The following is a 25,439-nucleotide window of genomic DNA, read 5'->3' on the forward strand; positions in this document are numbered from 1 at the left end:
TGTCGGCTCGTCGCATCCTGGGGCTGGAGCAGGTCCCAAGGGTTGGGCTGTTCGCCCATTAAAGCGGCACGCGAGCTGGGTTTAGAACGTCGTGAGACAGTTCGGTCTCTATCCGCCGCGCGCGTCAGAAGCTTGAGGAAACCTGTCCCTAGTACGAGAGGACCGGGACGGACGAACCTCTAGTGCACCAGTTGTCCCACCAGGGGCACTGCTGGATAGCTACGTTCGGACAGGATAACCGCTGAAAGCATCTAAGCGGGAAACCTTCTCCAAGATTAGGCTTCTCACCCTTTTAGAGGGATAAGGCCCCCCGCAGACCACGGGATCGATAGGCCAGACCTGGAAGCTCAGCAATGGGTGCAGGGAACTGGCACTAACCGGCCGAAAACTTACCAACACAAACGCAACCACTATTCGGTGTTCACGACAATTGTCGCGACACCACACCCCCCATCAATACACTTGAATGGAAAAATAAATAGAGTTACGGCGGCCACAGCGACAGGGAAACGCCCGGTCCCATCCCGAACCCGGAAGCTAAGCCTGTCAGCGCCGATGATACTGCCCAATTCGGGTGGAAAAGTAGGACACCGCCGAACATATACAAAAACACCCCCTGCAAAGGGGGTGTTTTTGCATTTCCCGGACGGTCTAGTCGAATAGCGTCAAGTTCGCCGGCGACCGGCTTTTCTCCAACCCGAGCAGGGTCTTCTTCCGGTCGAGTCCGCCGCCGTAGCCGGTAAGGCTGCCGCTGGCGCCGATCACCCGATGGCACGGGACGATGATGGCAATGGGGTTGCGGCCGTTGGCCAATCCCACCGCGCGTGCGGCACCGGGTGCGCCGACTTGTTCGGCGATTTCTCCGTAGGAGCGCGTCTCGCCGTACGGGATGGTCAGCAGCGCCTGCCAAACACGCCGCTGAAACTCCGTGCCGCGCATGTCGAGTTCGACGTCGAAGTCGCTGAGCTCGCCGGCGAAATAGGCCCCGAGTTGCTCCACCGCGTCGGCAAACGCCGTGCCATCGAGCGTCCAGTGGGCGCGGCTGGGTTCATACGTCTGGTCGACCATGCGCAGGTTGGTCAATACGGTGCCCCGCCCGGCAAGGGTCAAGAGTCCGATCGGGCTGTCGATAGTGCGGTAGTGGATCATGCAACCTCCTGTGGTTGTGGTGGCCATCGGTTTACCGGATGTTCGAGTGTGGTCCAGAGGTGCTGAACGGCGTAGGAGCGCCAGGGGCGCCAGCGGGCGCTGTGCTCGATAAGCGATGCTTGCCGGGCGGGCAGACCCAACCGCTCGGCGGCCAGCCGGAGGCCGAGATCGCTGGCGGGGAAGGCATCTGGGTCGCCAAGGCCGCGCATCGCGATCACCTCTGCCGTCCAAGGCCCGACACCTGGCACGCTCAGCAACTGGTTGCGTGCGCTTTCCCAGTCGCACCCGGCGTCCAGGGCGACGCTTCCGTCGGCGAGGCCGGCGAGGAGCGCGCTCAGTGTCCGTTGTCGAGCCTTGGGGACGGCCAGATGCACCGGATCGATCTCAGCGAGCTGCTCGACCGACGGGAAGGTGTGGGTCAACGATCCCGCGGGATCGTGCACCGGCTGCCCGTAGGCGGCCACCAGTCTGCCCACGTGGGTTCGTGCGGCCTTGGTCGATACCTGCTGTCCCAGCACCGCGCGCACGGCGAGTTCCGCCTCGTCGACGGTACGCGGAATGCGTTGTCCTGGCGCCTTTGTCACCACCGGGGCCAAGTCCGGGTCGGCAGTGAGCGCTTCGACCACCGCTTCGGGGTCGGCGTCGAGGTCCAGCAGCCGTCGGCACCGGGCGATCGCGGTAGTCAGGTCGCGGAAGTCGTCGAGCACCAGTTGGCAGCGGACGTGATCGACGGCCGGTGTCAGGGTGACCACCGCGCCGCCGGAGGGAAGTCGCAGGCTGCGCCGATAGGCGCCATCACGGACGTCCTCGCACCCGGGCACCGCGCCGGCCGCGAGATGACCGAAAACGCCCTCATAGGCGAACGGAGTACGCACCGGCAGCCGAAGCGACAGAGTTCCCGGCGAAGCGTTGTCGGATCCGAACCGGACGGCAGCGCGCTTGCGCAGCGCCGTCGGTGTGCTTTCGAACACCAGGCGCACCGTGTCGTTGAACTGGCGGATGCTGGAGAAGCCGGCGGCGAATGCGACATCGCCGAACGCCACGTCGGTGGTCTCGATCAACACCCGGGCGGTCTGTGCCCGTTGCGCACGGGCCACCGCGAGCGGGCCGGCGCCGACTTCGGCCTGTAAGAGTCGCTCCAGCTGACGCGTGGTGTAGCCGACGTGGCCGGCGAGGCCGCCGACGCCCTCGCGGTCAACCGTGCCGTCGGCGATGAGTCGCATCGCCCGGGCGACGACGTCGCCGCGCACATTCCATTCGGGAGAGCCCGGCGAAGCGTCAGGGCGGCACCGCTTGCACGCCCGAAAGCCCTCGCGTTGCGCGGCCGCGGCGGTCGGTAGGAAGCGTACGTTGCGGGCGAATGGTGGCCGTACCGGACAACTGGGCCGGCAATAGATCCGGGTGGTCAGCACCGCCGTGACGAACCAGCCGTCGAACCTGGCGTCCTTGGACTGGACGGCCCGGTAGCAGCGCTCGAAATCTTCATGCACGATTCCACAGTTACACCTGCCCACCGACAAGACCGGCGGAAAAACGACATCAATGTGGGACCGGCCGCCTCGTGCCACCGGCCCGCCAAATCCTTCGTCAGGAATATGCATCCGAGGCACGCGTGTTGCGCCCGGCATGAAAGCCTTCACTGAGCAAGAACGTCAGGAGTTCCTCGCGGCAAAGCATGTGGCGGTGCTCGCCGTTGCCGCTGCAGATGGTCGTCCGCCGGCCAGCGTTCCGATCTGGTACGACTACACACCCGGCGGAAACATCAGGATCAACACCGGCGCGTCGGCACGCAAGTCCAGGCTCATCCAGCAAGCAGGAGCGGTCACGCTGGTCGTCCAGCGTGAAGAGCCGCCCTACCAGTACGTGTCCGTCGAGGGCACTGTCGTCGACACCACAACGCCCACGCCGCTGGAGGTGCGGGAAGCGATCGCGATTCGCTACCTGGGCGAGGAGGGCGGGCGAGCGTTCGTCCGCACCCTGGAAAATCAGCAGAGCGTGTTGTTCACCGTCCGCCCCGACCGCTGGATCACCGCCGACTTCTCGGCTTGAGCGGACGCGATGAAATCCCGCGCCGGGCGGGACAGCGGTCGACTCGAGTTCCAGATCATCCCGACGTCGCGATAGGCGTCGGCGTCGGCGTCGGTGAGTCGCAGCACGCCGACTCCGGGTGCGGCCTCGCTGCCGTCGATGGGTACCAGGCTGATGCCCAGTCCCGCGGCCACCAGGCCGGTGGCGGTGTTCAGGTTGGCCGATTCCAGTACGATCCGCGGCTGGAATTGCGCTGCGGCACACAGCTCGTCGAGCAACCGCCGCATGCCGAACCCGGGGTGCATGGTCACGAAGCGTTCGTTGCTCAGATCCGGCATGGACACCGACCCAACGCTGGCAAGGCGATGGTCGCGGGGGACGGCAACGCCGAGCCGCTGGCGAAATAGGCTGCGCCAGGCCAAGGTTGGCTTTCGCGGCTGCGGCGAAACCACGCCGACGTCGACCAACCCGGATTCCGTCAGATCGCTGATCGACTCCGCTGCAGCCTCCTGCAGCGTGAACGTCACGCGCGGCGAGCTAGCGGTGAACTGTGCGATCAACCGCGGCACCACGATTGAGCCGAACGAACTCAGAAAGCCGAGCCGGATCTCACCGGCGGCGGGGTCGGTGAGGTCGTCGATGGCGCGTCGCGCCGAATCGAGCTCCTGCTGAGCCCGACGCGCGTGCTCGTGGAAGATTCGGCCGTACGCATTGAGGGACAGGCGCCTGCCGTGACGATCGAACAGCGCCACCCCCAGCCGCCGTTCCAGGCGCGCCAACATCCGGGTGAGGGTCGGCTGCGCAATACGAAGCTGTTCGGCCGCCGCTGTCACGTTTTCGAGCTCGGCGAGTGTGACGAACCACTCGTAGTCGCCATCGCGCACGTCGCTACCTCTACTTATGCTCAAATTGCATGGAAATTGTACTACTAATTCATTTCCGTTTGTTTGTCCTGAGCGGGAGCATGGGTGCCATGACACAGCTCGCCCCGACCGCGACCCCGCATCAGGCCGGCAGCAGCGGATACCGGCGAGTGACTGCGGCGCTCTACGGCGCGGGTCTGGCCAGTTTCGCTGCGATGTACTGCACGCAGGCACTGCTTCCGGCGCTGTCCGCGTTCTATCGCATCACCCCTGCGACAGCAGCACTCAGCGTGTCGCTGACCACGGGAATGCTTGCGCTAACAATCATTCCGGCGAGCGTTCTGTCCGAGCGCTACGGACGCACCACCGTGATGCTGACCTCGGGGGTGGTCTCCAGTGTGATCGGGCTGCTACTGCCGTTCAGTCCTTCGCTGACTGTTCTGCTCGTTGGGCGGGCGTTGCACGGCATCGCGCTGGCCGGGATACCCGCGGTCGCGATGGCGTTTCTGGCTGAGGAAGTGCACGCCTCTTCGCTCGGCTCGGCGATGGGACGGTACATCGCCGGGACCACGATTGGTGGACTGGCGGGCCGCCTCATCCCGTCGTTGGTCGTTGACGTCAGCAGCTGGCAGGTCGCACTGCTGGTCTGCTCGTTGACGACGCTGGTCGGCACGGTGGCTTTTGCCCTGCTGGTGCCTCGGTCCCGATTCTTCACACCGAAGGCGGTAGGGCTGCGGGTCACCATGCATAACGTCGCCGCGCATCTGCGGAACCCGGTGCTGCTCAAGCTTTTCGGCTTGGGCTTCGCACTGATGGGCGGGTTCGTCACGGTGTACAACTACCTCGGTTACCGGTTGAGTGCCGCGCCGTTCGAGTTGGCGTCGTCGACGGTGGGCCTGATATTTCTGCTGTACCTCGCGGGAACCGTGACGTCGAGCATCGCCGGACGGCTGGCAGACCGCCGGGGACGCGCAGTCGTGTTGGGAGCCGCGTTGCCGATCGCGGCGGGCGGCCTGCTGCTGACCGTGCCGCATTCCCTGGCCGCGATCATCGTCGGGACCGGAGTGTTCACAGCCGGGTTCTTCGCCGCGCACACCGTGGCCAGCGGTTGGGTCGGCGCGGTGGCACGCCGCGATCGTGCCGAGGCGTCGGCGCTGTACCTGTTCAGCTACTACCTGGGCGGATCGGTGGCCGGCGCCTGCGGCGGGCTCGCCTACAGCGTCGGCGGCTGGTCGACGACCGTGGCGTTCGTGGGAGCGCTGCTGCTGGCCGCGCTGCTGCTGGCGGCATCGCTGGTTCGTGGGACTGCGCGGGCCGGCCTCAAGGCGCTGCAACCGGTGTGGGGCTGATCACGCATTGGGCGTGAATGTATAGGTCTCGCCGTGGGTCAGGTAGACGAATCTTGTTTCGGTGGTCGAGGCCTGCGCGGCCTTCTTGAAGTCGTCGAGTCCCGACAGGAATACCGAAAAGTCGTTGTAGTGGATCGGGATTGCGGTGCGGGGTCTGGTGATCACGACGGCCCGCACCGCTTGCTCGCCGGTCATCGTGACGACCGTGACAAGGAACGTCGTCCCTCCCGTATGTATCAGGCCGAGGTCGATGTCGGGGTAGCGCCGCGGGATCTCCTCGAGGCTGTCGACGAGCATCGTGTCCCCGGTGATGTAGAGCCGGTACAGCTGTTCGCCGCTGCGGCTGAAGTCGAACAAGTGCCCGTTGACCGGCATGAGCAGCTCGTTGACGGCGTCGTAGGTGGAGTGCTTGCCCGGCATGGCGGTGACGGTCAGCGTCACATCGCCCTTGTCGACCCGCAGGGACTCCCAGGTGTCGAGGGGATAGCCCCGCCGGAAGCCGAGAGCGTCGAGCTTGTCCACCGCGTCGGCCGTCGAGACGATGGGCAGCGTTTTGTCGAGCTCTTGCGCGGCCACGTCGTCGAAATGGTCGCCGTGGTAGTGCGACAAGACGATCAGATCGATCGGGGGCAGATCAGCGATCTGGCACGCGGGCTCCACCTCTCGCCGCGCCCAGATGCCGTGACCCAGGTGGACATGCTCGCCTTTGTGCAGGAAGGCGGGATCGGTCAATATCGTCAATCCGCCGAAGCGGATCAATGTCGTGGCGTTGCCGATGAAGTAAACCTCACCTTGGCTGAAATCCGCTGTGCCACTGCCGGTTAGCTCTAGGGAAGTCATCGTGTGCGCTCCTTTGCGCCTTGATGGATCATGCCTGCAACATTGATTCCCTTTTTTGCGACGTTGCCAAAAACCCAGTCGCTGTGCAGGTCTGACGCGTTCACCAATGCGAGACCGGCGACGCCCCATTGTATGGAGCCCGAGCCGGCGTCGGGAACGGGTTCAGCCGGAGTGGGCCGGACGGGTGATGGTGAGGCCGCTCAGGACGGCGCCGATGAAGAACACCGCCGCGCTGACCTGTAGTAGCCGGGTGAAGCTGGCATCGGTGAGCGTGCACGCGGCGATCATCCCCACGCAGGCCGTCGCGATCAGCGCAGAAGTCCGGCCCACGGCGTTTTGAATCGCCGCGGCGATTCCGCTGTGTGAGGCCTCGACGGAGGACAGATTGACCGAGGTCAGCGGGGTGATGGTGGTGACCATGCCGACGGCCAGCACGATCATCCCGGGCAGCAGCTGGGTGACGATATTGAATCCGTGTGCGGCGGGGTGGATGAGCAGCAGGCCGATGCCGGCCAGCACCGGGCCGGCGATCAAAAACATTCGCGGGCCGATTCGTGCGGCCATGCCGCCGACGCGGCGGGCGAACAGGAAAGACATGACCGGGCTTGGCAAGGTGATCAAACCCGCGGCGGTGGCCGAGTAGCCGGCGACCTCTTGGGTATACAGGGCACGTGGTCTGAACCGCGCCACCTGCTATACGGACGAGCCGAGGCCGAGTACGGTTCAACCGCCACCGACGGTGAAATGATGCGTAACGCATACGCATTGCGTGCCGAGGACGACGATTGGAGGCCGGCGGGCACCCTGGTGAAGGACGGATCGGCTCAGCGACGCGGCTTGGCCGGCTCGACCGGTGACGCCAGCCGTGTCCGTTCCTCGTGCCCGCGAAGCTTTACCTGCCTGCCCAACGACCAACGTTCGCGCTCGCTTTCGCTCGCGCCCTCCACGGCCTGCGACGAAGCCAGCAACTTGCCGGGCCGAGATTTCGCCAGTTCACACAGCCGAGCCGCCTCATTGACCGGCTCGCCGATCACGGTGTATTCGAACCGTTCTTTGGCGCCCACGTTGCCGGCCACGACCTGTCCCGCTGTCACGCCGATGCCGGCCTGGCACTCGGGCATTTCATCGGCCAGGCGGTCAGCCATGCCCCGCGCGGCGGCCAGCGCCGCGTCTTCGGGACAGTCGAGATGGTTCGGGGCGCCGAAGATCGCCAGCGACGCGTCGCCCTCGAACTTGTTGACCAGCCCGCGATTACGGTCCACCTCGTCGACGATGATCGTGAAGAACCGGTTCAGTAGCTTGACGACGTCGGCCGGAGGCTGACTGGTGACCAACTTCGTCGAGCCGATGATGTCGATGAACACGACGGCAACGTGGCGCTCTTCGCCACCCAGCTTCGGCCGTTCCCGTTCGGCGGCAGCGGCGACCTCCCGCCCGACGTGCCGGCCGAAAAGATCGCGCACCTGTTCGCGCTCACGCAGGCCGTCGACCATCGCGTTGAAACCACGCTGTAGCTCACCGAGTTCGGTGCCGTCGAACACCACCAGGTCGCCGCGCAGATCACCCTGCTCGACTCGCTTGAGTGCCGCACGCACCACCCGCACCGGCGTCGCGACCAGCCAGGCCATGATCCACATCAGGATGAACCCGAATATGAATGTTGCTGCCGCCACAATGAAGACCCCGACCGCGAACTCGGTCTCGGTCAGATTATTCATCGAGAGCTGGAAGACGGCGAGCAGGGCGATACCGATGACGGGAACGCCCGAACCCATCAACCACACCATCATGATTCGGCCCATGATGCCTGGCGCGAATCGTCGGGGCGGCGGCCCGGCCTCGAGCGCCTGAGCGGCGATCGGGCGTAACGCGAACTCGGTGAGCAGGTAGCTACCGGTGGAAACGAGCAGGCCGCAGAACCCCACCGTTATCAGGAACCGCGGGATGAACTGGGTGTTGACCATGCCATAGAGCGTGGTGAGCAAGACTGCGCCGATTCCCCAGAAAATGAGGTCGGCGATCGCGACCTGCCACGCGGCCAGGAAGGTGTTGCGCTCGTCCTCGTGGGTCGGTTTGCGTTCCTCGATAGCCCAGCGCAGCGCGTCTACCGTTCGCCGGGTAATCCAGTAGCCGCCCAGCGCCAACGCGAAAATCATGTAGCCGGGCCCGACGCCGAAGGTGAGCCACGCGGGTGCATCGTCGAACACGCTCGGTTGCGGGATGGCGACCGTCACCAGCAGCACGTTGACGGCGATGCCGATCAAATTCGTAGCCACGACGAGGACGGTCAGGATGACCTGGATCCGCACCCGGCGGCGTTGTTGGTCTTCCGCTACCCGCCCGAGCAGCCAGGAACCGTACTCCGGGGTTTCCGGCAGCCGACCACTCTGGCGGGTCATCCTCTCGAGCAGCCGGCCCAGGCGTTGCGCCACGGTCTTGTTGGGCGACGCCTTCTTGGGTGACGCCTTGCTGGGTGACGTCTTGGTCGGTGACGTTTTGGTCGGTGACGTCTTGTTCGGCGACGTCTTCTTGGGCGGCATTGTGGCGTCAGCCTAATTCGTCGGACACGCTCTAAGGTGAGTTGGGTGCGTCTCGTGATCGCCCAGTGCACAGTGGACTACGTGGGCCGACTCACCGCTCACCTGCCATCCGCCCGCAGGTTGTTGCTGTTCAAGGCCGACGGTTCGGTCAGCGTGCACGCGGACGATCGCGCGTACAAGCCGTTGAACTGGATGAGCCCGCCCTGCTGGACGACCGAAGAACCCGGCGACCCGGCGACGGTCTGGGTGGTGGCGAACAAGGCGGGCGAACAACTGCGCATCACCGTCGAGGAGATCGAGCACGACTCGAGCCACGATCTGGGTGTGGACCCGGGGCTGGTCAAAGACGGTGTGGAGGCTCACCTGCAGGAGCTGCTCGCCGAGCATGTGCACCTGCTGGGCGAGGGCTACACGCTGGTCCGCCGCGAGTTCATGACCGCGATCGGGCCGGTCGACCTGTTGTGCCGCGATGAACTGGGTGGCTCGGTGGCCGTCGAGATCAAGCGGCGCGGCGAGATCGACGGTGTGGAGCAGCTCACCCGGTATCTCGAGTTGCTCAATCGCGACAGTCTGCTCGCGCCGGTCAAGGGGGTGTTCGCCGCGCAACAGATCAAGCCGCAAGCCCGCACTCTGGCCATTGACCGCGGGATCCGTTGCGTGACACTGGATTACGATCAGATGCGCGGAATGGACAGCGACGAGTACCGGCTGTTTTGAGTGCCGCGACTAAACTGGCCGGATGACTCGGCGCGCTAAATCGCCACGCCGGCAGGAGCCGGGATCGATCTCGGCGGCGCTGCGTCGGTTGGAAATCGGACCGGACGGCTACGAGTACGAGGTGCGCCCGATCGCCGCGGCGCGCGCCGTCAAAACCTATCGCTGTCCCGGATGTGATCACGAAATCCGTTCCGGCACTGCACATGTGGTGGTATGGCCAGCTGACTCAGGGGCGACAGCCGATGATCGGCGACACTGGCACACGCCGTGCTGGGCCAACCGCACGACACGCGGTCCGACCCGGAAATGGTCTTAGCTCGCCGGCTCGACCAGCTCGATCAGCACCCCGCCGGCGTCTTTGGGGTGGATGAAGTTGATCCGCGAGTTTGCCGTGCCCCGCCTGGGCGTTTCGTAGACCAGCCGCACACCCTGGGCCCGCAGTCGTTCGCACAGGGCGTCGAGATCGCCGACCCGGCAGGCCAACTGCTGGATGCCCGGCCCGCGCTTGTCCAAGAACTTTGCTATCACCGACGAGTCGTCGAGCGGGGCCATCAACTGGATCTGTGCCGTGGTTCCCGGCACCGACAGCATCGCCTCGCGGATGCCCTGATCGTCGTTGACTTCCTCATGGACCAGGATCATGCCGAGGTGCTCGTGGTACCACTCAATCGAAGCGTCCAGGTCGGCGACCGCGATGCCGACGTGATCGAGCCCGGTCACCAAGGAGGTGGCAATTACCTGACGGGCGTCAACTTGGTCGGTCGTCATCACACAACGGTAACCTGATGATCGAGATTGCGCTTCTCCGGTAGGTCGAATCGGCCTGCCACGCCAGCCTAGGAGGTACTCATGACGACGTCGGTGATCGTTGCTGGAGCACGCACCCCGATAGGGAAACTGATGGGTTCCCTCAAAGATTTCTCGGCAAGTGACCTCGGTGCCGTCGCGATCGCCGGGGCGCTGGAAAAGGCTCAAATACCGGCCTCACTCGTCGAATACGTGATCATGGGCCAGGTGTTGACCGCGGGCGCCGGCCAGATGCCCGCGCGGCAGGCGGCGGTCGCCGCCGGTATCGGCTGGGATGTGCCGGCCCTGAGCATCAACAAGATGTGCCTGTCCGGGATCGACTCCATCGCGATTGCTGACCAGCTCATCCGGGCCGGTGAGTTCGATGTGGTGGTGGCCGGGGGGCAGGAGTCCATGACCAAGGCGCCCCACCTGCTGATGGATAGCCGGGCGGGCTACAAGTATGGCGACGTCACGGTTTTGGACCACATGGCCTACGACGGGCTGCATGACGTGTTCACCGACCAGCCGATGGGCGCCCTCACCGAGCAGCGCAACGACGCCGACAAGTTCACCCGCCAGGAGCAGGACGAATACGCTGCCGGGTCGCACCAGAAAGCGGCGGCGGCGTGGAAGGACGGCGTGTTCAACGACGAGGTGGTGCCGGTGAGTATTCCGCAGCGCAAAGGCGATCCGCTGCAGTTCACCGAGGACGAGGGGATTCGCGCGAACACCACCGCCGAGTCTCTGGGCGGCCTGAAGCCGGCGTTCCGCAAGGACGGCACCATCACCGCCGGCTCGGCTTCCCAGATTTCGGACGGCGCCGCCGCGGTGGTGGTGATGAACAAGCAAAAGGCCCAGGAAATGGGGCTGACGTGGCTGGTCGAGATCCGTTCACACGGCGTCGTCGCCGGACCGGATTCGACGCTTCAGTCGCAGCCGGCAAACGCGATCAAGAAGGCGCTCGACCGCGAGGGCATCACGGTGGACCAGCTCGATGTCGTGGAAATCAACGAGGCGTTCGCGGCGGTCGCACTGGCCTCCACGCGAGAACTCGGCGTGAAGCCTGAGCTTGTCAATGTCAACGGCGGCGCAATCGCCGTCGGCCATCCGATCGGCATGTCGGGGGCCAGGATCACGCTGCACGTGGCGCTCGAGTTGGCCCGCCGCGGATCGGGCTATGGCGTCGCGGCCCTGTGCGGGGCCGGGGGCCAGGGCGATGCGCTGATTCTGCGCGCGGGTTAGGCGATTCAGAACTGGTCGGTAACTTTCTGGCCGGTAACTTTGCTGCGAAAGGTTGCGGCCAGATCGCTGTGATTTTTGTCATATCTGGTGTTTGAGCAGCGCTTTCGGGCCGGTTTCGGGGTTGTGCGATCGCCGTGACCACCGGGTGGATCGATGACCCGAGCGGCGTGCCAAACTTGATGGCGTGACGCGTCCGCGACCCCCGATCGGGCCTGCCATGACCGGTGCGGTCGACCTGTCCGGTCTCAAGCAGCGAGCCCAACAGAACGCTTCGGCGAGCGGCCCCACCGGCCGGGCACCGTCGGCGCAACCGGGTGCTGCGCAGGCCACTGAGGTGACCGAAGCCAATTTCGAAGACGAAGTGCTGGTTCGGTCGGACGAAGTACCGGTAGTGGTGGTGTTGTGGTCACCGCGCAGCGATGCGTGCGTGGACCTGGTCGACACGCTGTCCGGCCTGGCCGCCAACGACAATGGCAACTGGTCGCTGGCGACGGTCAACGTCGACGTGGCACCGAGGGTGGCCCGGATATTCGGCGTTGAAGCGGTGCCGACCGTGGTGGCTCTGGCCGCCGGACAGCCCGTGTCGAGCTTCCAAGGTCTACAGCCCGCCGAACAGTTGCGCCGCTGGCTGGACTCGCTGCTGTCGGCGACGGCAGGCAAGCTCAGGGGGCCAACTGGTGCTGCCGGGGAGGCCCCGGAAGTCGATCCCGCGGTCGCGCAGGCCCGCCAACAGCTTGAAGACGGCGATTTCGACGCCGCGCGCGAGTCCTACCAGGCGATCCTGGACGCCCATCCGGGCAGCGTCGAAGCGAAGGCCGCAATCCGGCAGATCGAATTCCTCACCCGCGCAACCGCACAACGTCCCGACGCCGTCGCGATCGCTGATGCGGCGCCCAAGGACATCGCGGCCGCGTTCGCCGCTGCCGACGTGCAGATCCTCAATCAGGATGTGCGTCCGGCATTCGAGCGTCTGATTGCGTTGGTGCGCAGCACCTCTGGGGATGACCGCACCTTGGTGCGGACTCGGCTGATCGAGCTGTTCGAGTTGTTCGACCCGGCCGATCCTGACGTGATCGCCGCCCGCCGCAATCTCGCCAACGCGCTTTACTAGGGTCTCCTCGGATTCGACCGAATCGACCATCCGACGCCAGCGCAGTAAGACCATCGGCGCAACACGTAGATATCCGGGACCGGGGTCGTATATACGCATGCGATCGGCTGTAATCTGCGCGTTTGCGCCGATGTTTTGCCGTTCGCCGTGGCCGCATGCTGGCTAGCATGGGCGACATCGATCACCGCGCGGGTGCGCCGCTGGTGAACTGGAGTGATCTTGGCGTGAGTGGGCTTTTGCCGACGGGCACGGTGACGCTGCTTTTGGCTGACGTGGAGAACTCCACCGGGCTGTGGGAGTCGATGCCCAAGCAGATGACTGAGGCGTTCGCACAGCTGGATCACGCCCTGACGGATCTGCTCGCCGCCCATGGCGGGGTGCGACCGGTGGAGCAGGGTGAAGGCGACAGCTTTGTGGTGGCGTTCGCGCGGGCCAGTGAGGCGGTGGCGTGTGCGCTGGAGTTGCAGCGGGCACCGTTGGCCCCGATCAGCTTGCGTATCGGTGTGCATACCGGTGAGGTGCAGCTGCGTGATGAGGGCAATTACATGGGTCCGACCATCAACCGCACGGCGCGGCTGCGCAATTTGGCCCATGGCGGTCAGACGGTGCTGTCGGGTGCAACCGAGTACCTGGTGGTCGACAGTCTGCCGGCCGATACGTGGTTGACCGATCTGGGCAGTCACGAGATGCGTGGTGTTGCCCGTCCTGAGCGGGTGGTGCAGCTGTGCCACCCCGACCTGCGTAATGAGTTCCCGCCGCTTCGGACCACGGATTCTGTTGTGCCGCATAACCTTCCGGTGCAGCTGACGAGTTTTGTCGGGCGCCAAGCGGAGATGAACAGCCTGCGGGGGGCTTTGGCCGGCAACCGGCTGGTCACCCTGACCGGCGCTGGCGGCGTGGGCAAGACGCGCCTTGCGGTCCAAGTCGCCAACCAGGTGGCGGGCGACTACGGCGAGGGTGTCTGGTATGTGGATCTGGCGCCGATCACCGACCCCGATCTGGTACCGGTGGCGATGACGCGCGCGTTGGGTCTGCCTGATCAGCCCGGCCGTTCCACGATGGATACGATGCTGCGGCTCGTTCGCGACAAACAGATGCTGGTGGTGCTGGACAACTGCGAGCATCTGCTGGACGGGAGCGCGGAGCTGGTCGTGGCTCTGCTCGGTGCCGCGCCGGGGTTGACCGTGCTGGCCACCAGTCGTGAGCCGATCGGCGTGAGCGGCGAGGCGAGCTGGCGGGTGCCCTCGCTGCCGGTGGCCGACGAGGCCATCGAGTTGTTCACCGACCGCGCCCGGCTGGCCCAGGCCGGCTTCACCGTGACCGCCGACAACGCCAGCACCATAGGCGAGATCTGTCGGCGCCTCGATGGGATGCCGCTGGCGATCGAGCTGGCGGCGGCGCGGGTGCGGGCGTTGTCGCTGGCAGACATCCTCGAGGGCCTGCGCGACCGGTTCCGGTTGTTGACCGGCGGGTCGCGCAGCGCGGTACGCCGTCAGCAGACGTTGCGCGCTTCGGTGGATTGGTCGCATGCGCTGTTGACGGAGCCCGAGCGGGTGTTGTTTCGCCGGCTGGCGGTGTTTTTGGGCGGCTTCGACCTGGACGCCGCTCAGGCGGTCGCAGGTGTTGCAGACGTGGAGCGTTATCAGGTCCTGGATCTGCTCACCCTGCTGGTCGACAAGTCGCTCGTCGTCGCCGAAAACACCGCAGGCCGTACGCGATACCGGTTGCTGGAAACGGTGCGCCAGTACGCGCTGGAGAAACTGGCGGAGTCCGGCGAGGCCGACCTCGTGCGCTCACGGCACCGCGATCACTACACCGCGATGGCTGCGCTGCTGGACGCACCAGGCGGCACCGACTGCGAGCGGCGCCTAGAGCAGGCCGAATTCGACATCGACAATCTGCGCGCCGCGTTCGGCTGGAGCCGGGAAAACTCCGACGTCGGGACGGCGTTGACGCTGGCTTCGTCGCTGCAGCCACTGTGGCTGGCACGCGGCCGCATCCGGGAAGGTCTGGCCTGGCTCGACGCCGTCCTCGCCGACATCGACGCACTGCACATCGAGGTGCCGGCTACCGTGCGGGCCCGGGCCCTCGCCGACCAGGCATTCTTCGACAATTGGGTCAACACCGCCGACACCCTGGGTCAGGCCCAACAGGCGCTGACGATTGCGCGTGGCATCGACGACCCGGCCCTGCTGGCCCGGGCGCTGACCGCCTGCTGTTCGATTGCCGTCTGGAACGGTCCTGAGGCGGCCCGGCCGTACTTCACCGAGGCGATCAGCCTGGCCCGTGAGTTGGACGACCGCTGGAGACTCAGTCGACTCATCGGCGGGCAGGCGCTCGGGGCGGCGGTCGTGGCGGGTATTCCGATCGCGGCTCGCGCGGCCGCCGAAGAGGGACGCGACCTCGCCGACGCGATCGGCGACGGGTGGACCTCGCGCCAGTGCCGCTTCTGCCTTGGGACGGCGCAGCTATACCAGGGCGATCCAGCCGCAGCCGTCAACCAATTCGCCGAACAGGTGGTCGAGGGCGAGGCAGCTCACGATGAGATCCGCAGGGTGCACAGCCTCGCGTATCAGGGCCTCGCACTCGCGTGGCAGGGTGCCATCAGCGCGGCCCGCGCCGCCGCCGACGCGGCCCTCGAAGCCGCGTCCGAACTGGCTGGGCTTAGCTTGGGCGCCGCGTACATGGCGTTGGCTGCTGCGGCGCTGGCCGCCGGTGATGCTGCGACGGTGCTCAATGCGACCGCGGCGGCTCAGCAGCACCCCAGTGGCCTGCCCGCGGCCGCGGCGATAATGCGCGCCTACAGTGCGCAAGCCGCACTGGCGGAAGGGGATCTGCTCGCGGCCCGCCGCTGGGCCGACGACGCCGTCGCGACGACGAGCGGCTGGCACCTGATGTGGGCGCTGACCACACGCGCTCGTGTGGCGATCGCGCAGGGTGAGCTGGATCAGGCCGAACGCGACGCCCACGACGCCCTGGCGATCGCCGCCAGCACGCAGGCGTACCTGGGTATTTCCGACACCCTGGAGTGCCTCGCCGCTGTGGCCGGCGATGCCGGTAGGCACCGAGAAGCTGCGCGCCTTCTCGGCGCGGCAGACGGCATCCGGCAGCGCAGGGGCGCGGTCCGATTCAAGGTCTGGCACGCCGGCTATCAGGCCTTGGCGGCAGCCGCTCGTGATGCCTTGGGCGAGCACGAGTTTGAATCCGCCTGGGCCGAGGGCGCGGCCCTGTCGACCGAGCAGGCGATCGCTTACACGCGGCGCGGACGCGGCCAACGCAAACGACCCACCATAGGTTGGGAATCACTGACCCCCACAGAGCGTGACGTCGTTCGCCTGGTCAGCGAGGGCCTGGGCAACAAAGACATCGCCACCCGGCTCTTCGTGTCACCGCGCACCGTGCAAACACACCTCACCCATGTCTACGCCAAACTCGGCCTGACGTCGCGCGTCCAACTCGTCCAAGAGGCAGCCCGGCACACCTGACCACGCACGCCCACCGCGGTGCATGTCTGCTCGCGCTACTCGGGTTCCAGCCACAGGGCCGACGTCGGGGGCAGCACCAGCACCGCCGACGCCGGACGGCCGTGCCACGGGTCCTCGGTGGCGTCGACGCCGCCGAGGTTGCCGATCCCGGAGCCGTTGTAGTCCGTGGCGTCGGTGTTGAGCACCTCGCGCCAGCGGCCGGCAAGCGGCAGGCCAAGCCGGTAGCCGCTGTGTTCTGCGCCCGAGAAATTGAACACGCAGGCCAGCACCGAGCCGTCACTGCCGTACCGGAGGAAGCTCAGCACGTTGTTGGCCGAATCGTTGGCGTCGATCCACGAGTAGCCCTCGGGGGTGGTGTCCTGACTCCACAGCGCCGGGTGTTTGCGGTAGATGTCGTTGATGTCGCGCACCAGGCGCAGAATGCCGTTGGAGAAACCGTTCTCGTCGAGCTGGAACCAGTCCAGGCCGCCCTGCTCGGACCACTCGGCGCGCTGCCCGAATTCCTGGCCCATGAACAGCAGTTGCTTGCCCGGGTGCGCCCACTGATAGGCGAGCAGGCTGCGCAACCCCGCCGCCTTGGCGTGATTGTTGCCCGGCATCCGACTCCACAGCGTGCCCTTGCCGTGCACCACCTCGTCGTGGCTGAGCGGCAGCACGTAGTTCTCGCTGAACGCGTACAGCATCGAGAACGTCATCTCGTGGTGGTGGTAGCTGCGGTGCACCGGATCGCGGCTGACGTAGTCGAGCGTGTCGTGCATCCAGCCCATGTTCCACTTCATCGAAAAGCCAAGGCCGCCAATGCTGGTCGGACGGGTCACCCCGGGCCACGAAGTCGACTCCTCGGCGATGGTGACGATGCCCGGTGCCGCCCTGTGTGCCGTGGCGTTCATCTCCTGCAGGAACTGCACCGCCTCCAGGTTCTCGCGCCCGCCGTAGATGTTCGGCGTCCAGCCGCCCTCGGGGCGCGAGTAGTCCAGGTAGAGCATCGACGCCACCGCATCCACCCGCAGCCCGTCGATGTGGAACTCTTCGAGCCAGTACAGGGCGTTGGCCACCAGGAAGTTTCGCACCTCCGGGCGACCGAAGTCGAATACGTAAGTGCCCCAGTCTAATTGCTCACCGCGCTTGGGATCGGAATGCTCGTAGAGCGGGGTGCCGTCAAAGCGGCCCAGCGCCCACGCGTCCTTCGGGAAGTGCGCCGGCACCCAGTCCACGATCACACCGATGCCGGCCTGGTGCAGGGCGTCGACCAGCGCCCGGAAGTCGTCGGGTGTGCCGAACCGCGACGTCGGCGCGTAGTAGGAGGTGACCTGGTATCCCCACGATCCGGCGAATGGGTGCTCGGCCACCGGCAGCAGCTCCACATGGGTAAAGCGATGCGCTACAACATAATCCGTCAGCTCGCGGGCGAGCTGGCGGTAGCTGAGGCCGGGGCGCCAGGAGCCCAGATGGACTTCATAGGTGCTCATCGGCTCGAACACCGGGTTGCGCTTCGCGCGCCGCGTCATCCAGTCGACGTCGGCCCAGGTGTAGTCGCTGATCGTCACCCGCGATGCCGTCTGCGGCGGCACCTCGGTGCCGAAGGCGAACGGATCGGCCCGCTCGGTGACGACGCCGTCGGCGCCGTGCACCTGGAACTTGTAGAGACCGCCGGCTTCGAATCCGGGCCAGAACAACTCCCAGACTCCCGATGAGCCCAGCACCCGCATCGGGGCCTCAGTGCCGGTCCAGCCGTTGAACTCGCCGATCAAACTGACGCCCTTGGCGTTGGGCGCCCACACCGCGAACGAGACCCCTTCCACCACACCGTCGGCCGTCTTGAACGAGCGGGGATGGGCGCCGAGGACTTCCCAGAGTCGCTCGTGGCGACCCTCGGCGAACAGGTGGAGGTCGACTTCGCCCAGGGTGGGCAGGAAGCGGTAGGCGTCGGCGACGGTGTGCACCTGAGTATCACTGGCTCCGCTGTAGCGCACTTCGAGCCGGTAGTCGATGAGGTTCACGAACGGCAGCGCCACTGCGAACAGACCGGATTCGATGTGCTGCAACGGGAATCGCTCATCACCGACGACAGCGACGACTTCGAGCGCATGCGGCCGGTAGGCCCGGATGATGGTGTGGTCGCCGTACTCGTGAGCGCCCAGGATGCTGTGCGGGTTGTGATGCGCCCCGGCCACCAGTCGCGCCAAGTCGGCGGGGTCCGGCGCCAGGTGCGTCCCGGGAAGTTGGTCAGTCCTGCTCATGGTCCCTTACCTCCTGCGCAGCAGCGTCATTCGGGCTTCGTCTGGCACCACTGGCATGTTGATGATGTGGGCGACTGCTCGCCCAGGGTCGATGCGCACGTAATTTCCCTGCCCCCATTGGTATTCCTCGCCGGTGATCTCATCGCGCACCCAAAACCGTTCGTAGGGCTCCATACCCAACGCCGCCATGTCCAACCACAGCGTTGCTTCTTCTGGCCCGAAGGCGTTGAGAGTCACCACCACCAACACGCAGTCGCCGGTGGCCGGGTCGAACTTGCTGTAGGCCATCAGCGCATCGTTGTCGACGCCGTGGAAATGGATCGTCCGCAATTGTTGAAGCGCGGGGTGCAGCTTGCGAATCGCGTTGAGCCTGGCGATAAACGGCTCCAGCGACCTGCCTTCGGCCAGCGCGCCGGCGAAGTCGCGCGGACGCAATTCGTACTTTTCGGAGTCCAGGTATTCCTCGCTGCCCTCGCGCACCGCGCGGTGCTCGAAGAGCTCGTAACCGGAATACACCCCCCAGGCCGGACTCATGGTTGCCGCCAGCGCCGCGCGGATGGCGAACATGCCCGGGCCGTTGTGCTGCAGCACGGCATGCAGGATGTCGGGGGTGTTGACGAACAGGTTCGGGCGGCGGTAATCAGCCAGGGCGGCGATGTCGTTGCCGAATTCGGTGAGCTCCCACTTGGCGGTCCGCCAGGTGAAATAGCTGTAGGACTGTGTGAAGCCGAGTTTGGCCAGGCCATACTGGCGGGCCGGCGGGGTGAAGGCTTCGGACAAGAAGAGCACATCGGGGTCGGTGGCTTTGACCTGACCGATCAGCCAGACCCAGAAGTCGGGCGGCTTGGTGTGTGGGTTGTCGACCCGAAAGAACTTGACGCCGTGGTCAACCCAGTGCAGCACCACCCGCAGCACTTCGTCGTACAGCCCGGCGGGATCGTTGTCGTAGTTCAGTGGATAGATGTCCTGGTACTTCTTCGGCGGGTTCTCCGCGTACGCGATGGTGCCGTCCGGCAACTCGGTGAACCACTGCCGGTGCGCGCGGGCCCACGGGTGATCGGGGGCGCATTGCAGCGCCAGGTCCAGGGCGACCTCCATACCCAGGTCGCGCGCCGCGGCGACGAATTCGTCGAAGTCGTCGATGGTGCCCAAGGCCGGATGAACCGCGTCGTGGCCGCCCTCGTCGCTGCCGATCGCCCACGGCGATCCGACATCGCCGGGCGCGGCGGTGGGGTTGTTGTTGCGGCCCTTTCGGTGCACCTTGCCGATCGGATGGATCGGCGGCAGGTACACGACGTCGAAGCCCATCTCGGCGATGCGGGGCAGGCCCGCGACCGCGGTCGCGAAGGTCCCGTGCACCGGGTTGCCGTCGTCGTCCCAGCCCCCGGTCGAGCGCGGAAACATCTCGTACCACGAGCCGAAGCGGGCCAGCGGGCGGTCCACCCAGATCCCGAACTGCTCGCCCCGGGTGACCAGATCGCGCAGCGGGTAGGCGGTCAGGATTTCGTCGATCTCGGGTGCCAGTGCCGGCGCGGAGCGCGTTACCGGATCACCGGGCTTGCGCAGCGCGGCCGCGGCTTCCATGAGCGGCCAACGCTGCGCGCGTGGCACACCCGTCGCGGCACGCTCGTACAGCGCGGCACCGACCAGCAGATCGTTGGACAGTTCCTTCTCGCCCTGGCCGGCGTCCAGCTTGGCAAGCAGCCCATGCCGCCAGGTGTGGATCGGGTCACCCCAACCGTCCACCCGGAAGGTCCACAATCCGACGCTGTCGGGCGTGAACTGACCGTGGAAGACGTAGGGCTCCAATCCCATGGTCATGGAGAGCAGCTGAGGCTTGACCCGCGGCGTCTCGGCGGCGGCGACATCGACGCCGGCTTCGGGGGCCTGCACCGCCTTGATCCGGCGCATCTCCGTCAGCTGTGGGTAGCGCGGCCCGTGGTAGCGCACGACCAACGTCGCCGCTACCGCCTCATGGCCTTCCCGCCATACCGCCGCACTGACCGGGACCACTTCACCGACCACCGCCTTGGCGGGGTACGCGCCACATGAGACAACGGGCTGGACGTCATCGATCTCGACACGACCGGGCACCGACTACTCCGTTCCGTTCCGATTGTGGCGGCCAAACCGCGGTGCACTTCGTCGCGGAATGCCTCTCCGGGAAACTCCTTGGGAACTTCTGTTCGTTGGGAATTTCCTCTCGTCTGGGGAACTTCCTCTCGCCGGGAAGCTTCGTTGACTACCCAAGCGCCCCAATACCTACCCGGTACCCACCCTACTGTCCGGTCACACAACCGCGAGGTAAACGGTCGCTTCCCGAGAAGCTCTCGGGAAGCTTTCAGCCCTGCGCGCGCGTCGATTCTCAGTAAGCTAATGACGGTGAAAGCCCTCCGTCGGTTTACCGTCCGTGCTCACCTGCCCGAGCGGCTCGCCGCCCTGGAACAGTTGTCCACCAACCTGCGATGGTCCTGGGATAAACCGACGCAGGACCTGTTCGACGCGATCGACCCGACGCTGTGGGCGCAGTGCGGTTACGACCCGGTGGAGCTGCTGGGCGCGGTCAAGCCCACGCGACTCGACGAATTGGCGCTCGACGAAGGCTTCCTGAACCGGCTCGACGAGCTGGCGGCCGAGTTGAACGACTACCTGACCCGTCCGCTGTGGTACCAGCAGCAGGCAGAAGCAGGCGCCGCGATGCCGAGCGGAATCGCGTACTTCTCGATGGAGTTCGGCGTTGCCGAGGTGTTGCCCAATTACTCAGGTGGGCTTGGGATCCTGGCCGGCGATCACCTGAAGGCTTCGTCCGACCTGGGGGTTCCGCTGATCGCGGTGGGCCTGTACTATCGCTCCGGCTATTTCCGGCAGTCGCTGACCGCGGACGGCTGGCAACAGGAGACGTACCCGTCGCTGGACCCGCAAGGGCTTCCACTGCGGCTGCTCACCGACGCAGCGGGGGACCCGGTGCTGGTCGAGCTGACCCTGCCGGACGACGCGCAGCTGCGGGCCCGGGTCTGGGTCGCGCAAGTCGGCCGGGTCCCGCTGCTGCTGCTGGATTCCGACGTGCCGGAGAACGAGCACGATCTGCGCAGCGTCACCGATCGGCTGTACGGCGGCGATCAGGAACATCGCATCCGGCAGGAAATCCTGGCCGGTATCGGTGGGGTACGGGCGATCCGCGCGTTCACCGCCCTGGAGGGGCTGCCCGCCCCCGAGGTATTCCACATGAACGAGGGCCACGCCGGGTTCCTCGGAGCGGAGCGGATCCGCGAGCTGATCACCGATTCGGGATTGGACTTCGACACCGCGCTGACCGTCGTGCGGTCCAGCACAGTGTTCACCACGCACACGCCGGTGCCCGCCGGTATCGACCGGTTCCCACTGGAGATGGTGCAGCGCTACTTCGACGGCGGCAGGGACGGCAGAGGAGTGTCCACGCTGTTGCCGGGCGTGGAAGCGGACCGCATCATCGCGCTGGGATCCGAGGACGATCCGACCAAGTTCAACATGGCCCACATGGGTCTGCGGCTGGCGCAGCGGGCCAACGGTGTCTCGTTGCTGCACGGCCGGGTGAGCCGGGTCATGTTCAGCGAGCTGTGGGCCGGATTCGACCCCGGCGAAGTCCCGATCGGATCGATCACCAACGGTGTTCACGCGCGTACCTGGGCGGCGCCGCAATGGTTGCAGCTAGGACGGGAGCTGGCCGGGTCGGACTCGTTCGCCGACCCCGGAGTCTGGCTGCGACTGCAGGAGGTCGACCCCGGTCATCTCTGGTGGATCCGTTCGCAACTCCGCTCGCTACTGGTCGACGACGTGCGGGTGCGGCTGCGCCAGTCCTGGCTGGAACGCGGGGCGTCGGCCGCCGAACTGGGCTGGATCGCCAAGGCGTTCGACCCGAATGTGCTCACCGTCGGGTTCGCCCGCCGGGTGCCGACGTACAAGCGGTTGACCCTGATGCTGCGCGACCCGGAGCGACTGGAACGGCTGCTGCTCAACGACGAAAGGCCGATTCAGCTGATCGTTGCCGGCAAGTCCCACCCCGCCGACGACGGCGGCAAGGCCCTGATCCAGCAGATCGTGCGCTTCGCCGACCGGCCGCAGGTGCGCCACCGCATCGCCTTCCTGCCCAACTACGACATGTCGATGGCCCGGCTGCTGTATTGGGGCTGCGACGTCTGGCTGAACAACCCGCTGCGGCCGCTGGAGGCCTGCGGCACCTCGGGAATGAAGAGCGCGCTCAACGGCGGCCTGAATCTGTCCATCCTCGACGGCTGGTGGGATGAGTGGTACGACGGCGAAAACGGTTGGGCGATACCGTCTGCCGACGGCGTGACCGATGAGGCACGTCGCGACGACCTGGAGTCCAGCGCGCTCTACGACCTCCTCGAACACGCCGTCGTGCCGAAGTTCTACGAACGCGACGACCACGGCGTGCCGCCGCGGTGGATCGAGATGGTCCGGCACACCCTGCAGACACTCGGTCCGAAAGTGCTGGCGTCCCGCATGGTTCGCGATTACGTCGAGCACTACTACCTGCCCGCCGCGCAGTCGTTGCGCCGGACGATCAGCGCCGCCGATGGAGACGGCGAGTTCGGTGCGGCCCGAGAGCTTGCGGCCTACTGCCGCCGCGCCCAGGAAGCCTGGCCGAAGATCGACATCACCGACGTCGACAGCACCGGCCTGCCGGACACTCCGCTGCTCGGGTCGAAGCTCACGCTGACCGCCACCGTGTACCTGGCCGGGCTGGGCGCCGACGAGGTGACCGTGGAGGCGGTGCTGGGCAGGGTGGACGCCAGCGATGTGCTGCTGGATCCGGTCACCGTGGAAATGTCGTACACCGGAAGTGCCGAAGGCGGAAACCAGGTCTTTACGACGACGACGCCGCTGCCGCTGGCGGGGGCGCTCGGGTACACGGTGCGGGTACTGCCACGCCATCCGATGCTTGCTGCCGGCAACGAGCTCGGCCTGGTCACCCTGGCCTGATCGCCGTTAGGCCGGCTCGCAGTCGCGAGCGTGCGCAGATGTACAGAGACACGCCGGTGCGGCTGGCATTTTGTGCACGCTCGCCGACCGGTTTCGGCCGTGCCCTAGGCCGACAGGCTGTCTGGTGTGGCGCGGAGCCGCTCCAGCGCCGCACGCACCTGCGCCGAGTTGGTGGTCTGCCAGAACGGGGGCAGTGAGGCGCGCAGGTAATCGCCGTAACGCGCGGTGACCATCCGGGAGTCGAGCACCGCCACCACGCCCCGGTCGGTGACTCGGCGCAGCAACCGGCCCGAACCCTGCGCCAGCAGTAGCGCGGCGTGGCTGGCTGCCACGGCCATGAAGCCGTTTCCACCACGGGCGGCCACCGCGCGCTGGCGGGCGCTCAGCAGCGGATCGTCCGGCCGGGGGAACGGGATGCGATCGATCAGCACCAACGACAGCGACGGCCCTGGCACGTCGACGCCCTGCCACAGCGACAGCGTGCCGAACAGTGAGGTCGCCGGGTCGTCGGTGAATTGCTCCACCAGCGTCGAGGTGCTGTCGTCGCCCTGACACAGCACGGGCGTCGACAGCCGGTCGCGCATGGCGTCCGCGGCGGCCCGCGCCGCCCGCATCGACGAGAACAGTCCCAGGGTGCGCCCGCCGGCCGCCGCGACGAGTTCGGCGATTTCGGTCAGCTGCTCGGCCGACCCGGTGCCGTCGCGGCCGGGCGGCGGGAGATGGGCGGCGACGTAGAGAATCCCCGACTTGGCGTGGTGGAACGGCGATCCGACGTCCAGGCCGCGCCAGGGGGTGCTTTCGGACAGGCCCCAGGCCGTCGCCATCGCGTCGAACGAACCGCCGACCGTCAGCGTCGCCGACGTCAACACCGACGTGGAACGGGCGAACACGTGATTGCGCAGCTGGTCCGCCACGGTCAGCGGCGCCACCCGCAGCACAGCGCGCGGCGAGCCCCGGTTGTCCTCGTGGTCCAGCCAGACGACTTCGGTGCGATCGGGGATTGCCGGGGTGAACGACGCCAGGACCCGCGACGCGGTGTCGGATATCTCGTTCAGCGCCGCGATCGCTTCGGCGCGTGCCGACGCTGCCTTGGCATCGCTGGTGGTGTCGATGGCCGACCGTGCCGCACCGGACGCGTCGCGCAGCGCGGTCAGGTACGTCGCCAGCTCGTCGTCGAGATAGTCGATGCGGCCCGGTGTCGAGTCGTGGATCGCCGCCGCGAAGTTTGCCGTCGCCGCCTCCAGCCGCTGGGTCAGTTCCGGTCCGACCAATCGGGTGATGCGTCGTGACGCGACACCGAGGGTGGCCGACGTCAGCTCGGCGGTGGCCACCGACGTCATCCGGTCCACCAACTCGTGCGCCTCGTCGACGACCAGCAGCGCGTGCTCGGGCAGCACCGCGGATTCCGCGACGGCGTCGATCGCCAGCAGCGCATGGTTGGTGACGACAATATCGGCGGCGCCGGCCCGGCCTCTTGCCCGTTCGGAAAAGCACTCGGAACCGAACGGGCACCTGGCCACGCCGATGCATTCCCGCGCGGAAACGCTGACTTGAGACCAGGATCGGTCCGGCACGCCGGGCTTGAGGTCGTCACGGTCACCGGACTCGGTGCTCGACGCCCACGTGGTGAGCCGCTGCACGTCGCGGCCCAACGCACTGACCGCCACCGGGTCGAAGAGCTCTTCCTGCGGCCTCTCATCGTCCGCGTCCGACTCAGTGCCGTGGATCTTGTTCAGGCACAAATAGTTCCGACGCCCTTTGAGCAGGGCGAACTGTGGGCGGCGGGGCAGCGCGTCGGCCAGCGAATCAGCCAGCCGCGGCAGGTCGCGATCGACGAGTTGGCGCTGCAGGGCGATCGTCGCCGTCGACACCACTACCGGAGCGTCGTCGTTGACCGCGCGCACGATCGCGGGTATCAGATACGCCAGCGACTTGCCGGTGCCGGTGCCGGCCTGCACGACCAGGTGCTCGCCGGTCTCGAAGGCCTGGGCGACCGCGGTGGCCATCTCCAACTGGCCGCGGCGTTCGCTGCCACCGAGCGCGGCCACCGCAACTGCCAGCAGCTCGTTCACAGACGGAGACGCGGACGTCACGTCCTCGACC

At 66.4% G+C, this 25,439-nt stretch carries 18 protein-coding genes and 2 rRNA genes; 10 read left to right on the top strand and 10 right to left on the bottom strand.

Going from position 1 to position 25,439, the window contains the following annotated elements; all coding sequences use genetic code 11:
- Together VML93_RS05170 and rrf are read left to right on the top strand one after the other, a co-directional pair.
- Positions 1-397, top strand: a 23S ribosomal RNA gene (locus VML93_RS05170); the annotation flags it as partial.
- 88 nt (positions 398-485) lie between these two features.
- Positions 486-599, top strand: a 5S ribosomal RNA gene (rrf, locus tag VML93_RS05175).
- A 52-nt stretch (positions 600-651) separates the two neighbouring features.
- Here the strand turns inward: rrf and VML93_RS05180 are convergent.
- The gene (locus tag VML93_RS05180; RefSeq protein WP_325608361.1) at positions 652-1,149 is read right to left on the bottom strand and encodes a methylated-DNA--[protein]-cysteine S-methyltransferase; all 498 of its coding nucleotides are present in this window, start codon (positions 1,147-1,149) and stop codon (positions 652-654) included.
- On the bottom strand, positions 1,146-2,639 hold the full coding sequence (locus VML93_RS05185) for a DNA-3-methyladenine glycosylase 2 family protein (protein ID WP_325608363.1): 1,494 nt from the start codon (positions 2,637-2,639) through the stop codon (positions 1,146-1,148). Before VML93_RS05185 ends, VML93_RS05180 begins: the two co-directional genes overlap by 4 nt.
- Before the next feature lie 136 nt (positions 2,640-2,775).
- Here VML93_RS05185 and VML93_RS05190 point away from each other — a divergent pair, with 136 nt between their 5' ends.
- A complete protein-coding gene (locus VML93_RS05190) occupies positions 2,776-3,198 on the top strand; it encodes a pyridoxamine 5'-phosphate oxidase family protein (protein ID WP_325608365.1) in 423 nt (140 codons plus the stop codon).
- Here VML93_RS05190 and VML93_RS05195 read toward each other — a convergent pair.
- Complete coding sequence (locus VML93_RS05195) at positions 3,135-4,061, bottom strand: LysR family transcriptional regulator (RefSeq protein WP_325608367.1); 927 nt, start codon at positions 4,059-4,061, stop codon at positions 3,135-3,137. The two genes, VML93_RS05190 and VML93_RS05195, sit on opposite strands and share 64 nt — an antisense overlap.
- Before the next feature lie 89 nt (positions 4,062-4,150).
- On the opposite strand from VML93_RS05195, the gene VML93_RS05200 reads away from it, so the two are divergent.
- Entirely contained in the window at positions 4,151-5,389 is a 1,239-nt protein-coding gene (locus VML93_RS05200) for an MFS transporter (RefSeq protein WP_325608369.1), read from the top strand.
- Here the strand turns inward: VML93_RS05200 and VML93_RS05205 are convergent, their stop codons facing one another.
- The 3 genes from VML93_RS05205 to VML93_RS05215 all read right to left on the bottom strand — a co-directional run bounded on the left by VML93_RS05205 (position 5,390) and on the right by VML93_RS05215 (position 8,628).
- The gene (locus tag VML93_RS05205) at positions 5,390-6,229 is read right to left on the bottom strand and encodes an MBL fold metallo-hydrolase (RefSeq protein ID WP_325608371.1); all 840 of its coding nucleotides are present in this window, start codon (positions 6,227-6,229) and stop codon (positions 5,390-5,392) included.
- 162 nt (positions 6,230-6,391) lie between these two features.
- Positions 6,392-6,919 (bottom strand): hypothetical protein, encoded by a 528-nt coding sequence (locus VML93_RS05210; protein WP_325608373.1) that lies wholly within the window; start codon positions 6,917-6,919, stop codon positions 6,392-6,394.
- Positions 6,920-7,053: 134 nt separating this feature from the next.
- Complete coding sequence (locus VML93_RS05215) at positions 7,054-8,628, bottom strand: adenylate/guanylate cyclase domain-containing protein (RefSeq protein WP_325608413.1); 1,575 nt, start codon at positions 8,626-8,628, stop codon at positions 7,054-7,056.
- Positions 8,629-8,814: 186 nt separating this feature from the next.
- Here VML93_RS05215 and nucS point away from each other — a divergent pair, with 186 nt between their 5' ends.
- The gene (nucS, locus tag VML93_RS05220; protein WP_325608375.1) at positions 8,815-9,486 is read left to right on the top strand and encodes an endonuclease NucS; all 672 of its coding nucleotides are present in this window, start codon (positions 8,815-8,817) and stop codon (positions 9,484-9,486) included.
- Between the two features lie 22 nt (positions 9,487-9,508).
- Complete coding sequence (locus tag VML93_RS05225) at positions 9,509-9,802, top strand: hypothetical protein (RefSeq protein WP_325608377.1); 294 nt, start codon at positions 9,509-9,511, stop codon at positions 9,800-9,802.
- Here the strand turns inward: VML93_RS05225 and mce are convergent.
- Positions 9,799-10,257: a methylmalonyl-CoA epimerase gene (mce, locus tag VML93_RS05230; RefSeq protein ID WP_325608379.1), complete on the bottom strand. Its 459-nt coding sequence runs from the start codon at positions 10,255-10,257 to the stop codon at positions 9,799-9,801. The two genes, VML93_RS05225 and mce, sit on opposite strands and share 4 nt — an antisense overlap.
- Positions 10,258-10,335: 78 nt before the next feature.
- On the opposite strand from mce, the gene VML93_RS05235 reads away from it, so the two are divergent.
- The 3 genes from VML93_RS05235 (at position 10,336) to VML93_RS05245 (ending at position 16,113) form a co-directional block, all read left to right on the top strand.
- Positions 10,336-11,517: an acetyl-CoA C-acetyltransferase gene (locus VML93_RS05235; protein WP_325608381.1), complete on the top strand. Its 1,182-nt coding sequence runs from the start codon at positions 10,336-10,338 to the stop codon at positions 11,515-11,517.
- A 184-nt stretch (positions 11,518-11,701) separates the two neighbouring features.
- Positions 11,702-12,628 (top strand): co-chaperone YbbN, encoded by a 927-nt coding sequence (locus VML93_RS05240; RefSeq protein ID WP_325608383.1) that lies wholly within the window; start codon positions 11,702-11,704, stop codon positions 12,626-12,628.
- Positions 12,629-12,852: 224 nt separating this feature from the next.
- Complete coding sequence (locus tag VML93_RS05245) at positions 12,853-16,113, top strand: helix-turn-helix transcriptional regulator (RefSeq protein WP_325608414.1); 3,261 nt, start codon at positions 12,853-12,855, stop codon at positions 16,111-16,113.
- A gap of 35 nt (positions 16,114-16,148) precedes the next feature.
- Here VML93_RS05245 and glgB read toward each other — a convergent pair whose 3' ends face one another.
- Positions 16,149-18,353: a 1,4-alpha-glucan branching protein GlgB gene (glgB, locus tag VML93_RS05250; RefSeq protein WP_325608385.1), complete on the bottom strand. Its 2,205-nt coding sequence runs from the start codon at positions 18,351-18,353 to the stop codon at positions 16,149-16,151.
- Positions 18,354-18,359: 6 nt separating this feature from the next.
- Positions 18,360-20,447, bottom strand: coding sequence for an alpha-1,4-glucan--maltose-1-phosphate maltosyltransferase (locus VML93_RS05255; protein ID WP_325608387.1), 2,088 nt, complete (start codon positions 20,445-20,447; stop codon positions 18,360-18,362).
- 288 nt (positions 20,448-20,735) lie between these two features.
- Between VML93_RS05255 and glgP the strand changes: the two genes are divergently transcribed.
- Complete coding sequence (gene glgP / locus VML93_RS05260; protein WP_325608389.1) at positions 20,736-23,336, top strand: alpha-glucan family phosphorylase; 2,601 nt, start codon at positions 20,736-20,738, stop codon at positions 23,334-23,336.
- A 104-nt stretch (positions 23,337-23,440) separates the two neighbouring features.
- Here the strand turns inward: glgP and VML93_RS05265 are convergent, their stop codons facing one another.
- Entirely contained in the window at positions 23,441-25,429 is a 1,989-nt protein-coding gene (locus VML93_RS05265; RefSeq protein ID WP_325608391.1) for an ATP-dependent DNA helicase, read from the bottom strand.
- Positions 25,430-25,439 lie beyond the last annotated feature (10 nt).

This window comes from Mycobacterium sp., assembly GCF_035499775.1.
GTDB lineage: Bacteria > Actinomycetota > Actinomycetes > Mycobacteriales > Mycobacteriaceae > Mycobacterium.